The organism is Gilliamella sp. Pas-s27 (genome assembly GCF_009795865.1).
GTDB lineage: Bacteria > Pseudomonadota > Gammaproteobacteria > Enterobacterales > Orbaceae > Gilliamella.
Genome location: NZ_WTEW01000017.1, coordinates 1 through 15218 on the forward strand (window position 1 = coordinate 1; position 15218 = coordinate 15218).

14 protein-coding genes are annotated in these 15218 nt (G+C 36.2%); 6 read left to right on the top strand and 8 right to left on the bottom strand.

The window, feature by feature from the left end; translation table 11 throughout:
• Positions 1–353: 353 nt before the first annotated feature.
• The 7 genes from GQ589_RS07565 to gatA form a co-directional block, all read right to left on the bottom strand.
• Positions 354–1208, bottom strand: a complete 855-nt coding sequence (locus GQ589_RS07565) for a tagatose bisphosphate family class II aldolase (RefSeq protein WP_160425422.1) — start codon at positions 1206–1208, stop codon at positions 354–356.
• A gap of 26 nt (positions 1209–1234) precedes the next feature.
• The gene (locus GQ589_RS07570) at positions 1235–2173 is read right to left on the bottom strand and encodes a hexose kinase (protein ID WP_160412388.1); all 939 of its coding nucleotides are present in this window, start codon (positions 2171–2173) and stop codon (positions 1235–1237) included.
• 204 nt (positions 2174–2377) lie between these two features.
• Positions 2378–3151: a DeoR/GlpR family DNA-binding transcription regulator gene (locus tag GQ589_RS07575; protein ID WP_160412386.1), complete on the bottom strand. Its 774-nt coding sequence runs from the start codon at positions 3149–3151 to the stop codon at positions 2378–2380.
• Between the two features lie 93 nt (positions 3152–3244).
• Positions 3245–4288: an alcohol dehydrogenase catalytic domain-containing protein gene (locus tag GQ589_RS07580; protein WP_160412384.1), complete on the bottom strand. Its 1044-nt coding sequence runs from the start codon at positions 4286–4288 to the stop codon at positions 3245–3247.
• A 108-nt stretch (positions 4289–4396) separates the two neighbouring features.
• Positions 4397–5773, bottom strand: a complete 1377-nt coding sequence (locus GQ589_RS07585; protein WP_160412382.1) for a PTS galactitol transporter subunit IIC — start codon at positions 5771–5773, stop codon at positions 4397–4399.
• 4 nt (positions 5774–5777) lie between these two features.
• On the bottom strand, positions 5778–6062 hold the full coding sequence (gene gatB / locus GQ589_RS07590) for a PTS galactitol transporter subunit IIB (RefSeq protein ID WP_160425424.1): 285 nt from the start codon (positions 6060–6062) through the stop codon (positions 5778–5780).
• A 17-nt stretch (positions 6063–6079) separates the two neighbouring features.
• Complete coding sequence (gene gatA, locus GQ589_RS07595; protein WP_160425425.1) at positions 6080–6532, bottom strand: PTS galactitol transporter subunit IIA; 453 nt, start codon at positions 6530–6532, stop codon at positions 6080–6082.
• Positions 6533–6823: 291 nt separating this feature from the next.
• On the opposite strand from gatA, the gene GQ589_RS07600 reads away from it, so the two are divergent.
• The 5 genes from GQ589_RS07600 to fmt all read left to right on the top strand — a co-directional run bounded on the left by GQ589_RS07600 (position 6824) and on the right by fmt (position 13198).
• Positions 6824–7354 (top strand): gluconokinase, GntK/IdnK-type, encoded by a 531-nt coding sequence (locus GQ589_RS07600; RefSeq protein ID WP_160425427.1) that lies wholly within the window; start codon positions 6824–6826, stop codon positions 7352–7354.
• A 45-nt stretch (positions 7355–7399) separates the two neighbouring features.
• The gene (edd, locus tag GQ589_RS07605; protein ID WP_160412376.1) at positions 7400–9205 is read left to right on the top strand and encodes a phosphogluconate dehydratase; all 1806 of its coding nucleotides are present in this window, start codon (positions 7400–7402) and stop codon (positions 9203–9205) included.
• A gap of 250 nt (positions 9206–9455) precedes the next feature.
• A complete protein-coding gene (locus GQ589_RS07610; RefSeq protein ID WP_370516488.1) occupies positions 9456–11297 on the top strand; it encodes an SLC13 family permease in 1842 nt (613 codons plus the stop codon).
• 80 nt (positions 11298–11377) lie between these two features.
• Positions 11378–11692, top strand: a complete 315-nt coding sequence (locus tag GQ589_RS07615; protein WP_160425429.1) for a hypothetical protein — start codon at positions 11378–11380, stop codon at positions 11690–11692.
• Between the two features lie 543 nt (positions 11693–12235).
• On the top strand, positions 12236–13198 hold the full coding sequence (fmt, locus tag GQ589_RS07620; RefSeq protein WP_160425431.1) for a methionyl-tRNA formyltransferase: 963 nt from the start codon (positions 12236–12238) through the stop codon (positions 13196–13198).
• Between the two features lie 42 nt (positions 13199–13240).
• Here fmt and tehB read toward each other — a convergent pair whose 3' ends face one another.
• The gene (tehB, locus tag GQ589_RS07625; RefSeq protein WP_160425433.1) at positions 13241–14101 is read right to left on the bottom strand and encodes an SAM-dependent methyltransferase TehB; all 861 of its coding nucleotides are present in this window, start codon (positions 14099–14101) and stop codon (positions 13241–13243) included.
• Positions 14102–14294: 193 nt separating this feature from the next.
• Between tehB and fabI the strand changes: the two genes are divergently transcribed.
• The gene (gene fabI, locus GQ589_RS07630; protein WP_160401452.1) at positions 14295–15083 is read left to right on the top strand and encodes an enoyl-ACP reductase FabI; all 789 of its coding nucleotides are present in this window, start codon (positions 14295–14297) and stop codon (positions 15081–15083) included.
• The last annotated feature ends 135 nt before the right edge of the window (positions 15084–15218 follow it).

The following is a 15218-nucleotide window of genomic DNA, read 5'->3' on the forward strand; positions in this document are numbered from 1 at the left end:
TGTAGTTAAATTTTTGTTAAAAAAGGAATAACGATAAGTTCATTTTTATCAATTTAGTCATGATTTTTTTACTTAAACACGATGTTTCCTGAAAGCTTTTAACAAAAATGGGGGGTAGGTTTTAGCAAGTTATCAATGGGTGAGCGACTGATCATAAAGTATTTAGTCAAATCAGTGACCGTTATTTTATTTATGATATAGATGCCCTATCGTTTGATTGTGATAGGGCGTTAATTGTGTTTTTTATGGATATTTATTACAGCCATTTCTCAAATTACTGTAAAGAATACGAGGAATTTCTACAAATTAACAATATTCCATCTAAATCAAACAAAATACCTTTAGCTTTTATATCACAATTTACCAGCACTACCACAAATACGAATTTTATCTTCGATAATTTGTGCCATAGCTAATTTAGCTGGTTGCATATAATGTCTTGGATCATTTGCATCAGGGTGAGTTTTAAAATCTTGTTTTAATGCATCTGAAAAAGCAATTTTTAATTCAGTTGCCACATTTACTTTGCAAATACCCAATGAAATCGATTTTTTCACCATTGCATCAGGTATACCTGATGCGCCATGTAACACCAGTGGAATATCAACTTTATCTCGTATTTTGGCTAATCGTTCAAAGTCGAGTTTTGGCTCACCTTTATACATACCATGAGCTGAACCAATAGCTACCGCAAGTGAATCTATTCCTGTGCGTTCGACATACTCTTTTGCCGCACTGGGATCTGTAAAAGCACTATCTTTGTTATCGACAATAAGATCGTCTTCTTGCCCACCAAGCCGCCCTAATTCGGCTTCAACGCTGGCGTTAAACTTGTGGCTAAATTCAACCGTTTTACGCACAATGTTAATATTTTCTTCAAATGGATGATGTGAAGCATCGATCATAATTGAACGAATACCCGCTTCAATTTTAGCTTGAATATCTTTGATATCTTCATGGTGATCAAGGTGTAGAGCAAAAGGAAAATGCTTGGTTTGTGCAGCTGTTTTACAAATATTAATTAAATACTCTGTACCAGCATAGCGATAAGTACTAGGTGTAGCTGCCAATATTACTGGTGATTGCATCTGTTTAGCGGTATCAATTACGACTTGAATTGTTTCAAGATTATGTATATTAAATGCCGGAACAGCATAATTTTCACGTTGTGCTTTTTTTAACATTTCTTGACTGGAAATAAGATACATAATAACTCCTTAATTAACATAAATTTTTAATTAATTTGGGTAATTCTAACTTGTTGATAATATTCATCATAATTACGCATATTGACAAAACCAGTTTGTGACTCCATCGCATTTAACATGCCCATTGTCATCGCCCGTTTAAGCATGACTTCTATCGGTTCGTTTTCATAAATACTAACGGCAAGTCCAGCTAAAGTGACATCGCCAGATCCCACTGGATTGACAACATTTATTTTGGGTATTGAAATCTGATAATATTGATGATAACAACGCACAAAAGCACCATTTTTACCTAAGGAAATAACGATAAAAGGAATATTATTAAACAGCGGATGATTCACGGCTTTTATTAACGATGTAGTATCATTAACATCAATATTTATTTTAATAATTTGTTGTAATTCATCTTTATTGGGCTTAATTAAGTAAGGTTTATGTTCAGATACCAATGTAGCTAATAATATTTTGCCTGATGAATCTAGCAAAACAGGAATAGCCTTTTTATTGGCGATTTGAATTAATGTGGCATAAAAATCAATCGGAAAACCTTGTGGCAGTGATCCTGAAATGGTTATTACTTTTGCTTGGTTAACCAATTTTTGATAGTGATCTAAAAAGCTAGTTACCTCTTTTTGATCTAATATCGGTCCGGATTCAAGAATTTCGGTTTGATTACCTTCATGCAAAACTGCAATACAATTTCTAGACTCATGTTTGGTAACATAGAAGCTGTAGTGAATATTATCATTATCTAATTGCTTTTGAATATATTCACCAGTTGTTCCCCCTACAATACCAGTAGCTAAAACATCAATACCTGAAAATTTAACACCTCGGGTAACATTTAGTCCTTTACCACCAGCTGTTTTTTTGACATTAGCAATACGATTAACATCATTAATATGGAGTTTATTAAGTGGATATGAAATATCCACTGAAGGGTTCATGGTAATTGTTAATATCATATTCTCACCTACGCATTCATTACGAAGTAATATCGTTGGGAGAAATAACAAACTTAAATAATCAAACTAGTTCAATATTGTTAATCAATTAAATAGTCAGTAATACACAATGTAGTCACTATTTAATTCGTACAAATTATTTTTGTTTAGTTTACAGATCGTTTAAGCTCTGTTTAAAAGATACACAACCACCAGTTAAAAAATTTAAACAGTTATAAAATCAATGCATTTGTCTTCAAATTGTTGCTTATAATCGCCATTGACATCATTATCAGTAATGATCGTATTAAGTTTATTAAGTGGTAATACGACATTAATGCCATTTCGTCCAAATTTTGATGAATCTAAAACAGCAATCACTTTACTTGCTGCATTAGCCATCATACTACTGATGGTGTAACCTTCGTTAAACGTTGTTATTCCTCTTATTGCATCGATTCCATCTGCACCAACGAACAAAATATCAGCAGAAATGCCATCTAACGATTGCTCGGCAATTTTTCCATGAAAAGAACGTGTTTTATGTCTTAGCGTACCACCACACATAAATAACATAATGTCACTGTTATCCGATAATATAAATGCAGAAGTAAGACTGTTAGTAATGACTGTGATATGTTTAAGTTTAACCAACTCTTCAGCTATCAACATCGTTGTACTACCACTATCTAAAATAATGGTATCACCTTCTTTGACATGTTTAACCGCTGCAATTGCAATACGTTTTTTAGCTTCTATAAAACGCTGATGGCGTTCTTCTAATTGCAATTCTTTAAATGACTTTAAATCACCTTTATTCATGATTTTGTTTGCACCACCATAAAATCGAGTAAGAACTCCTTGCTTTTCTAATAAACGAAGATCCGTTCTAATTGTCACTTCCGAAACATCATATTGCTGCGATAAGTCACTGACAAGAACCGTTCCTTTCGTATTAAGAAGTTCAACTATTTGTTGGCGTCTTTCACCTGCGTTCATAATATTTCCTTTTTCGAAAATTTTTCAGCAGTGTATAACAAACAAAATCAAAAGATAAGCACTCATTTTTGATGACGACTATAAATCAAATAATCACATGCAATTTAATAAAATTTTGCCGTTCATTGGATGACCATTCAAAGCGCTAACTTGCTGAACAAATTCATCAAAATTACCAACACCTGCAACCAGTTCATCAAGCTTTATTTTTCCATCTACAAAAAATTGGCTAACTAGTTGCCACTCTTTTCCTGGCCAAGGTGCTGAATAGTTCATCCAACTGCCTAAAATTTGAATTTCTTTTCGTAATATCAATCCAAATGTTTTTTCTGAAAGGGTTACATCATTATGTAATGTACCAACTAAACCAACTTTGGCTTTTGGACCTGCTATTTCAATAGCTAAGCTAACGGTTGCTGGTGTGCCAGCGGTTTCTAATACCACTTGAGCAAACCTATGAGATAATAATGCATCATTGATCGCAGATACTGTCATATTCTTAGCGTGATAAACTGCATCAGCACCTAATTTTTTGGCCAGATCCAATCGCGCTTCATTAATATCCAATACAGCAACAAACTTAGCCCCCATTGCCTTTGCGCATTGCATGGCAAGTAAGCCAATTGTGCCACCACCAACAATCACCACATTTTTGTTCTGACAACCATCTGCTAATAACAATGCATGCATCCCAACTGTTATTGGCTCAAAAAATGCGCCTTGTAGAGGACTAACATTTTTGGGTAATTTGAAAGCATTTTTCTTATTAATTACAATATATTGCGCCAATCCTCCTGTTATTCTTGAACCAACAAATGTATAATATTTACACAAAGAATAATAATGTTTTTGACACTCATCACATTTAAAACAGGGTAATAAAGGTACGCAAGAAATTAAATCACCAATATCAAACTCTGTAACATCACTTCCCATTTCGACAACGGTACCACTAAATTCATGACCAAGAGTGATTGGGTAAAAATGTGCTCCATGATGAAAAATGCGTGGAATATCAGAACCGCATAACCCACAATATGCCACCTTTACCAGAATTTGATCTGATGAAGTGATTTTGGGCATCTCAATATCTTCTACAGATAAAGTCCCCTCATCATTAACAACGACTGCTTTCATGTTATGTTCCTATGTTAATAATCAAATTAGGTTGCTGTTTTAACGTTCACCGGTTTGTCAGTGAACGTTACTGAACAAATTTAAAACTTACTCTTTTTCATTATCGATTCACACATTATCGGTATCGTCTAGCTGTTGCTTTTTCAACAATAGTTTAAATTTTTGCGCCCGTTTCCATGTCAAAAATAAGCAAAATAGATAAAAAATTCCGATACATGCAAAACCAATAGGCTGTTTCGAATTAACAAGCTGAACCAAAATATAGGTAATTGGTGAACCACCTTGATCCATTGCGCCAACTGAAATGTCATTACCGGCAGTAATAGTGCCTGCATTAACAGCAAGTTGAGTAGTTAACGGCACCATTTGAGTGGCGATCCATAAAGTAATAGCAATAATGATTGAGCCAGAAATAATAATTCTAAATAGATTACCTTGATGAATAGCTACCCCCATAGCGATAAAAAAGCCAATGGTTGCCAAATCACCAAACGGTAGGACTTCATTACCGGGAAGTACAATGGCAATGAAAATACTCAAAGGAATAAAAATCAAACTAGCAGAAACAACAGTTGAATGACCTAACAATAATGCTGGATCTAAACCAATAAGGAAGTCTTGCCCGCCAAATTTAGATTGCAAATGTTTTCGTGCTTGTTTAGATATTGGGGTTAAACCATCCATAATTGGTTTTATCACCCTTGGCATTAACAGCATTACGGCAGCGGTTTGAATTGCAAGTTGTAAGGTTTGTTTAACACCATAACCCGCTAATAGACCTAATAAAATTCCCATAAATAAACCAACAGTGACCGGTTCACCAAATGCACCAAATCTTTTTTGCATATCAACAGCATTAAAATTAATTTTATTAATGCCTGGTATTTTTTCGATAACAGTATCAACAAATACCGCTATCGGGCCACAATATGCCGAAGTACCATGTGGTACAGCAATACCATCAAGCTCAAAAAAATCTTTGGTATCTTTAGCAAACCAATCCCCTAATTTATAAGCAATAATCGCATGTACAATCACACCTGCAATACCAAGCCAGTAAGAGTCAGTTGCAATGTAAACTAACGCTCCACTAAATGTCATATGCCAAATGTTCCAAATATCAACATTAACAACTCGGGTTAATTTTAAAAGTAACATCGCAATATTAACGGTAATAGCTATAGGAATAGCAACTAGTGCAATTTGCGAAGCCCAAGTCATAGGGGCTGCACCAGGCCAACCAACATCAACAACATTTAAACTAATGTCAAATCTTTCTGCCATTGCTTGGGCTGCAGGTCCAACCGAACTAGTTAATAATCCCACGACTAAACCAATACCAACAAAGCCAATCCCAATATGAATACCTGCTTTTAATGCATCACCCACTTTCATTCTTAGTGAGAGAGAAAAGAGAATAATCACAATGGGTAACATCACTGATGGACCAAGATCCAAAATGTACTGCATAATTTCAGTAAACATATTTTTATCCTTTTAAAATAGATAATATTCTTGCTTTTAACTGCTCAATTCCAACGCCAGATACAAAAGGCATACCATGCACAATCGGAATATCACCAAAAGTTTGATCCATCTTTGCTGTAGTACAGATCAAGTCGACATCATCAGTAAAGGTACTAATTTCATTAATCCGACACTGCACTAGATCAAGCTGAATATTATTTTCATTACATAACTCTTTTATCTCTTCAGCAGCTAAAGTTGATGTTGCAACTGCACCACCACATGCGACAATAATCTTTTTTTTCATAATGCCTCCTAAACAACTTATTGATTGAATATAATTTCATTAAAATGTTTGGCGATTTCATCTTGCGGACTATTCAATAAAAAATGATAAAATTCTTTATTTTGTAGATTTGTAAAAAGTGTTTTTAAAAGTGTGAGCTGATCTTCTGGTGAAGTAACAACCAATGAAATAATTAATGAAACATCAACAGTTCCATCATCATCTGCTCGTTGAAATAAAACAGGAGATTGCGTACGAAGAATAAAAATCGCTGGACTATTTGCATGCTCAGCTCCACAATGTGGAATAGCTACAGCATAACCATCAAGTAAAATACCCGTTGGAAATGAAGCTTCCCTATCAATCAAAGCTTTCAAATGACTTTCTTTCACAATACCTTTTTGCTGTAATTGCCGGCTTAGATGAATTAGCAAATCTAACCTATTGTTAAAATTAACATTGTCATCAAAAACAAGTTGACATTCTCTCATATTTAATCTCCATTTTTTGTCTTTTTTATGTTACGATCCAACTTATAACTTTCGAAAACAAAAACAATACCGAAAGATTAATTACTTTCGAATTAAAAAACAAATAAGATTTTATTATTTTGTGATCGAAATCTATTTTTTAAATAAAGATTGCTTCTTAAATCGGTGTAAGAACACACTCCAACAGCAAATTATGATCAAGATCACAAAAATTACTTTTTTAAATTGCAATAAAAGATTAAAATGACAAAATGTTACCCGTAACAAACAAGATGGAATTAAGGAACAACAATGACTAAAAAAAGTAAACAAGTTTTTGTATTAATGGGTGTGTCGGGTTGTGGCAAATCAGCAGTAGCCAAACAAGTTGCTTATGATTTAGATGCCGCTTTTTTAGATGGCGATTTTTTACATCCTAAGTCTAATATTCTAAAAATGCGCAGTGGCACGCCATTAAATGATGAAGATCGTATGCCTTGGCTCCATTTAATCAGTAATGCCGCTTTTGCCATGAGTAATGTCAATGACGTATCGATTATTATCTGCTCGGCATTAAAAAAATGCTATCGAGATATTATCCGTGGTGAAAATGAAAACGTTCATTTTATCTATCTAAAAGGCGATTACGATGTCATTGCTGAACGTTTAGCTAAGCGTCAAGGTCACTACCAAAAAACTGGCATGCTTCAATCACAATTTGACACTCTTGAAGAACCAACTAGTGATGAAAACGATGTCTACAGAATAGACATTGCACAACCATTGATCAACGTTGTCAATGATACAGAGCAAGTCATTCGTTCTATATGTCATTGTGAATAATACCAATAGAATAAAAAGAATAACAAAATAAATGTCGAGGTTAATGTGAATCCTACTGTTCAAGCTGTAACAAAACGTATTATTGAGCGTTCAAAAGCAACTCGCGAAGCTTATTTACAAAAAATAGAACAAGCAATGCTCAATAAAGTAACCCGAGCAAGCTTACCTTGCAGTAATTTAGCCCATGGTTTTGCGGCTTGTTGTATTGATGATAAAAATGACCTAAAAAATATTTTAAAAAGCAATATTGGTATCATCAATTCTTACAACGACATGCTTTCAGCTCACAAACCTTACGAATTTTACCCCGAACAAATCCGCAAAGTCCTGCACGAAGTCGGGGCTGTTGGGCAAATGGCGGGTGGAGTACCTGCAATGTGTGATGGCGTTACCCAAGGTGAGCCGGGAATGGAGCTATCATTAATGAGCCGAGACATCATTGCCATGTCTGTGGCTGTTGGTCTTTCGCATAACATGTTTGACGGCGCACTATACCTTGGCATTTGTGACAAAATCGTACCGGGCTTATTTGTAGGTGCATTAACATTTGGACACTTACCGGCTATTTTTATACCAGCAGGACCAATGCCATCAGGATTATCAAATAAAGAAAAAGTACGTATTCGCCAACTTTATTCTGAAGGCAAGGCGTCTCGTGAAGATCTGCTAGAATCAGAATCTGCGTCATATCACACTAGCGGAACTTGTACTTTTTATGGCACCGCCAATAGTAATCAAATGGTCATTGAATTAATGGGATTACATTTACCTGGTGCAGCCTTTGTTCACCCAGAAACCGCATTGCGTTTTGAATTAACTAATGCGGCGGCCAAACAAATTACACGCCTAACAAAACAATCCGGTAATTACATGCCTGTGGGTAAAATGGTAGACGAAAAGGTCATCGTCAATGGCTTAGTTGCACTACTGGCAACAGGTGGATCAACCAATTTAACCATGCATATTGTAGCAATGGCAAAAGCCGCTGGAATTATTATTAATTGGGATGATATTTCAGATCTTTCAACCGTTGTACCACTACTTTGCCGAATCTATCCAAATGGTCCTGCTGATATAAACTATTTTCAAGCAGCAGGGGGAACATCTCTACTGGTTCGAGAATTACTCGCTGGTGGCTTATTACATGAAGATGTTGAAACCGTTGCAGGCCATGGTCTTAGCCGTTACACCAAAGAACCAATTTTAGAAAATGGCAAATTAGTTTACCGTGAAGGTCCAACCAAATCATTAGACGAAAACGTCATCGCCTCGATTAAAAAACCATTTAACTCACATGGTGGATTAAAAGTTATGTCAGGCAACCTAGGACGAGCAGTAATGAAAACATCGGCTATCGAACCTGAACATCAAATTATCGAAGCACCTGCCGTTGTTTTTAATAGCCAATATGATTTAGATGCTGACTATAAAGCAGGAAAATTAGATAAAGATTGTGTTGTCGTTGTACGCTATCAAGGACCGAAAGCAATTGGCATGCCTGAATTGCACAAACTAATAACCCCACTAGGCGTACTACAAGATAAAGGCTATAAAGTCGCATTATTAACTGATGGTCGATTATCAGGCGCTTCAGGCAAAGTTCCTGCTGCTATTCATGTCACACCAGAAGCTTATGACGGAGGCTTATTAAGTAAAGTCCAAGAAGGCGACATGATTCGTGTTAACGGTCAAACTGGCGAAATAACATTACTTGTTGATGAAGCTGAACTAGCTAAACGTGAACCTGAAAAATTTAACTTAGCTGACTCACATCATGGCTATGGCCGTGAACTTTTCACGGTTATTCGTGAAAATTTAACCTCAGCCGAAGAAGGTGCAGTAAGCTTTTAAGACAAAAAATCTGCCGCACATTGCGGCAGAAACCGACAAAATCAGTATCACAAAGTTAATGCCTAATATTAAAACAAGAAAATAAATAATAAAAAACTACACCAAATAAATTGAAAATATTCCCTACTGTAACAAATCAAGGTATTATGTTAAAAATCTAATCGGCATCATAGAGCTACTTTCTGTGGAACACTTGTCATCTGAACATGATTTAATATCATCAATTACTCAATTTTTACCAAATTACTTTATTGAATACTATCCACTCATTACCGTTTGCTTATTGTTATTAATCGCAATTTTACTGTTTTCCTTCAGTAAATTAAGAATGGACATTATCGCCTTACTCACAATCACAGCAATCACCATCACAGGCGTACTAACCCCCACCGAAGCATTATCCGGATTTAGTGACCCCAACATCATATTAATTGCCTTGCTATTTGTTATTGGTGAAAGTCTAGTTAGAACAGGCATATCATACAAAATGAGCGAATACATATTAAAAATAGCTGGCAAAAACGACATACGCATCATCACCTGCATCATGCTCGGTGCTGCTTTACTGGGCTCAATAATGAGCTCAACTGGTGTCGTAGCTATCTTTATTCCAGTTGCCATTAGCATCGCAAATCACACGGGTATTCATGTCAAAAAACTCATGATGCCACTTTGTATTGCAGCCCTAATTAGCGGCATGATGACATTAGTCGCCACAGCTCCTAATCTTGTGGTTAATAGCGAATTAAATCGCTCATCATTAACTGAATTTAGCTTCTTTTCGATCACACCAATTGGCATTGGGGTCTTAGTTGTCGGCGTTATTTATTGCTTATTAACACGCAATTGGCTACTTACTGCGGAACAAATCACGCCAAACAACACACAACCACAAAGACGCAAAATTACCGATCTTATCCGCGATTACAAACTAATTGGTCGTGCCCACCGTGCTCAAATATTAACTGGCTCACCGTTTATTGGACGCACTATCGATGCTTTACACTTACGTAGTGAACACGGTGTCAATGTTATTGGTATTGAACGCTGGCGTAAATTCCACAAAGTATTAATTCCCGTTAATGGATCAACCGAATTTCGTGAAAATGACATATTACTATTGGACATGTCGCATTCTGAAGCCGATTACCGCACTTTCTTAACCACCAATAACCTAGAACCCAAAATATTGCGTGGTGAATATTTTTCAGAACAAGTAAAACAAGTCGGCATGGCCGAAGTAGCCCTACTCCCTGAATCAACACTCTGTGGCAAAACCCTCAACGAAATTGATTTTAGAGGCAAATACTTTCTAACCGTTATCGGAATTTGGCGTAACCACGCACCTGTTGAAACCAACAACTTATTCCAAGAACGCTTAGAAATGAGCGACACATTATTAGTCTGCGGTGACTGGGGATCGATTCAAAAATTACAAACACGCACCAACGATTTTGTCGTATTAGACTACCCAGCAGATATCGACGACATAGCCCCCGCAAGCACCCAAGCGCCAGCAGCATTAATCAACTTAGCAATCATGATAACTTTAATGGTAACAGGCATTGTGCCAAACGTTGTTGCGGCCTTAATTGCTTGTTTACTGATGGGAGCAACACGTTGCATTGATATGACCAATGCCTATAAATCAATACACTGGCCAACCTTAATATTAATTATTGGCATGATGCCATTTGCATTAGCGCTCAACAAAACGGGGGGGATTTCGCTCATATCAGCTTGGCTAGAAGTCCATTTACGCGCTTTTGGTCCATACATGGTGCTAACATTTATTTTCTTGCTCTGCTCAACTATCGGATTATTTATATCCAACACCGCAACCGCAATTTTAATTGCACCTATCGCCATTGATTTAGCATTAAAATTTGGTTATTCACCCCATCCTTTTGCCATGACAGTAGCGATTGCCACATCGGCATCATTTATCACGCCTGTATCATCGCCAATTAAAACTATGGTTGTAGCACCAGGTGGATATAGCTTTGGGGATTTTGTCAAAGTTGGCGTACCGTTAACGTTTTTAGTAATGGCGGTGGATATTGCTTTAGTACCGGTGTTTTTCCCGTTTTAAAGCCTAACGATGGTAATGATTGAAAATAATACTAATAGACAAACATATTTTATTAAATTGAGAAATAGGAGGATTAAAGAATGATGAATTTTCTACAAAATATTATGGGACTTGCAGTTTTTGCTGCATTCATTATCGGATTGATGACTTTCGTAGGTTTATTTATTCTATTGCTATGTTACGTAATTATAAAGCAAGTAAAATCAGATAAAAGAAGTGATAAAATAAGTGATGAAATATTGATACAACACTATAATATGTTAAAAAAACATAAAGATAATGTTTTTCTTGCATTTTTGTGCTACGGCATTCTTTATATGTATGGCATGAAATTAAATCAAAAAGTTTTTGAAGCTTATAAAGAATGTATGATTAGGCGTAATCTACCTTTATAAGGTTCACTTACCGATTTAAACTATGATGATGGCAATCTCGCTATTGTGATTAATTTATCAACTATAGTTTGTTTCAGAAAATAAAACATCCCGACGCCAAACATCCCTGTTTGGCGTGCTGACCTCGCTCTGTTGTCGGCACATTCTGACGCCGGAATAAGGCAGATAACATAACCGATTGTTTTTTGTAAAGATTATTGTGTTTTTATAAGGCTGTTTTGTTAAAAAATGCCCATAAAAACTTCAATAAAATCAGTTCCTTTCCTGAATGTTTTTTTGCAGTTAAGTGTTGTTATCCTGAGCGTATTTTTACTGGTTTTGTGATTTGTTCGTTGTGGGCGTTTAATGCTAGTTATGCAAGTGGTTGATTTTTCTTGAAAAGAGTCAAATAAAAACTTCAATAAAATCAATACCTTTCCTGACCACTTTTTGGCAAAAAAACAAACTGCAAAAAAATAGTCTTTTTTTGGGTTAAAGATTCTTAATTAAGTTTCGGGTATAATTGAGGTTATTTTTTGATTATGAATATGGATACGAATACTTATGTCTAATGTCACTAAACCTTTAAATATCATTTTTGCTGGTACGCCTGATTTTGCCGCCACTCACTTAAAGGCACTTATTAGTTCGGAACATAATGTGATCGCCGTTTTTACCCAACCCGATCGCCCTGCTGGTCGTGGTAATAAATTAACAGCAAGCCCAGTTAAGCAACTTGCAATCGAGTACAATTTGCCCGTTTATCAACCTGCCACGCTAAAAAAAGAAGAGAATCAAAAAATCATTGCCGATCTCAATGCCGATATTATGATTGTGGTTGCCTATGGACTGATTTTGCCACAAGCGGTATTGGATATGCCTAAACTGGGTTGTTTAAATGTGCACGGTTCGTTATTACCTCGTTGGCGTGGTGCTGCGCCAATTCAACGTGCTTGTTGGGCGGGCGATGAGCAGACAGGCATTACCATTATGCAGATGGATGCAGGGCTTGATACGGGCGATATGCTATATAAGCTGACCTGCCCAATTGAGCAGACCGATACTAGCGCATCGCTATACGAAAAACTGGCAAAATTAGGACCGCAAGCGTTGCTTGATACATTGGCCTTACTCACTGAACAAAAAATCCAACCCGAAAAGCAAGATCCATCACAAGCAACTTATGCCGAAAAATTATCAAAACAAGAAGCTAAACTCGATTGGAATTTGTCTGCCGAACAACTGGAGTGTTGCGTTCGGGCTTTTAATCCATGGCCAGTGAGTTATTTTGAGGTTAATGGTGAGCCGGTAAAAGTATGGCAAGCCGATGTGGTAAAAATGGCGTCAAAACAGCCTGCGGGTACAATTTTGCAAGCCGATAAAAATGGCATTTGTATTGCAACTAGCAACGGCGCATTGAATATGACCCTTTTACAACCCGCAGGCAAAAAACCAATGTCCGCCCAAGATTTGTTAAACTCACGCAAAGCTTGGTTTGCGGTTGGCGAAAAACTAAATACACGTTAATCGATTAATGGATAAAATCACAGGACGCTATATCCTGTAATTTTATCGTTTTTTAGCCAATAAGGTTGCAAACCTTAATTTGATTCGGTTTCCATGTATATCCGTTTTATGCAGTTGCCCAACCTCTTCGTTATATTTTAGTATTTCCCAATCTTGGTAATATTGGCGCAATTCGTTTTCTTTAAAAGTAAATGAAAACCCAACAGTGCAAGGGTAATCAGGCGTAGACATGGCGCTGACAATTAAATTATATCCCCCTGATTTGGTGATTTTTTGCATGTTATCAATAATAGCTGAAATTTTTTCGGGTTGTAAAAACATCATAACAACGGTCGAAAGGATAAAATCATATTCGCCCTGTAAATTTGCTTGATTGATATCATAAACCATTGCATTAATGTGTTTAAGGTTATCATCATTAATGATTTTTTGTAAATTTCCAATACTGAGTTCTGATTTATCAACAGCGGTCACATCAAAGCCTTGTAACTGCAAATAGAGTGAATTACGACCTGAACCGCAACCTAAATCTAATGCCTTTCCTGCTTGGATAAGCTTTGTTGCGCTAAGTACCTCAGAGTGGGTTTTGGTCATTTGGTATTTTTTTTGAGTATAATCCTCAGGCAAACAATAAAAAGCTAACTGACACTGTAAGTCATCTGATATTTCGGCAATGCGGTGCCATTGCTGTGGCAATATAAATGGCGGTTGCTGCTGAGTATCAAAATAATGTTTAGAGATTACCTCGCCTTGTTCCGTTAACATTTCAAAATCAATACTTCCTTTTAAAATTTGTAATTTTGCCCATGTACCAATTTGGGTATTATGCTTTTGACGAAACAACGCAGGTAAGGTACCAGCATTCCAAATAGGTAATGTTTTGTAACAAACTAAATTATCCAAAATAATGTCTCCTATTCCTATAAGGATAATAGTTGACTATTATAGTAGGATATTGATGTGGTAAACAATCATTTCTTTTAAACAATGAAATAAAAACCTATCAACGAAAATAAATTATAGTGGCGAAGTTGGCTTGATCAACATATAATCGTCATCATCCTAGACTATATAGTGAAAATTAGAGGAATAATTTATGGGATTTTTAACAGGTAAACGTATACTCGTTACTGGTGTTGCAAGTAATCGTTCAATTGCTTACGGTATTGCACAAGCAATGCATCGTGAAGGCGCTGAACTCGCTTTTACTTATCAAAATGATAAATTAAAAACACGTGTTGAAGATTTTGCCGCTGATTTCGGTTCTAAAATCGTTTTACCTTGCGATGTAGCTCATGATGAAAGTATCAATGAACTTTTTACTGAACTTGCAAAAACATGGGATAAATTTGATGGTTTTGTTCATGCTATTGCTTTTGCACCTGGCGATCAATTAGATGGCGATTATGTTAATGCGGTTACCCGTGAAGGTTTTGCTATTGCCCATGATATCAGTGCTTATAGCTTTGTAGCTATGGCTAAAGCATGCCGTTCAATGCTGAACCCAAATTCAGCATTAGTGACTCTTTCTTATCTTGGTGCAGAACGTGCTATTCCTAACTATAATGTGATGGGTCTTGCTAAAGCGTCGTTAGAGGCCAATGTTCGCTATATGGCAAATGCTATGGGTCCTCAAGGCGTTCGTGTTAATGCGATTTCTGCAGGTCCAATTCGTACGCTTGCAGCATCTGGTATTAAAGATTTTAAAAAGATGCTATCTCACTGTGAATCAGTAACGCCAATCCGTCGTACTGTGACAATTGAAGATGTGGGTAATTCAGCAGCATTCTTATGTTCAAACCTTTCATCAGGTATTACTGGTGAAGTGATTCATGTCGATGGTGGATTTAGCATTGCGGCGATGAATGAGTTAGAACTTAAATAAGATTGATTCCTAACACTAAAAAAAGGCATCAATGGTTATCTTGATGCCTTTTTTAATGATAGTTAATAACAAATTATTATCTTCCTATGTTATGTTATTCTTTTGTTAGTTTTCAATTAAATAGAAAATTTAGAA

What these genes read in the sequence shown, in the direction of transcription:
- GQ589_RS07565 (WP_160425422.1), bottom strand. Translation starts at nt 1,208, where the DNA reads ATGTATCTTATTTCCAGTCAAGAAATGTTAAAAAAAGCACAACGTGAA.
- GQ589_RS07570 (WP_160412388.1), bottom strand. Translation starts at nt 2,173, where the DNA reads ATGATATTAACAATTACCATGAACCCTTCAGTGGATATTTCATATCCA.
- GQ589_RS07575 (WP_160412386.1), bottom strand. Translation starts at nt 3,151, where the DNA reads ATGAACGCAGGTGAAAGACGCCAACAAATAGTTGAACTTCTTAATACG.
- GQ589_RS07580 (WP_160412384.1), bottom strand. Translation starts at nt 4,288, where the DNA reads ATGAAAGCAGTCGTTGTTAATGATGAGGGGACTTTATCTGTAGAAGAT.
- GQ589_RS07585 (WP_160412382.1), bottom strand. Translation starts at nt 5,773, where the DNA reads ATGTTTACTGAAATTATGCAGTACATTTTGGATCTTGGTCCATCAGTG.
- gatB (WP_160425424.1), bottom strand. Translation starts at nt 6,062, where the DNA reads ATGAAAAAAAAGATTATTGTCGCATGTGGTGGTGCAGTTGCAACATCA.
- gatA (WP_160425425.1), bottom strand. Translation starts at nt 6,532, where the DNA reads ATGAGAGAATGTCAACTTGTTTTTGATGACAATGTTAATTTTAACAAT.
- GQ589_RS07600 (WP_160425427.1), top strand. Translation starts at nt 6,824, where the DNA reads ATGACTAAAAAAAGTAAACAAGTTTTTGTATTAATGGGTGTGTCGGGT.
- GQ589_RS07615 (WP_160425429.1), top strand. Translation starts at nt 11,378, where the DNA reads ATGATGAATTTTCTACAAAATATTATGGGACTTGCAGTTTTTGCTGCA.
- fmt (WP_160425431.1), top strand. Translation starts at nt 12,236, where the DNA reads ATGTCTAATGTCACTAAACCTTTAAATATCATTTTTGCTGGTACGCCT.
- fabI (WP_160401452.1), top strand. Translation starts at nt 14,295, where the DNA reads ATGGGATTTTTAACAGGTAAACGTATACTCGTTACTGGTGTTGCAAGT.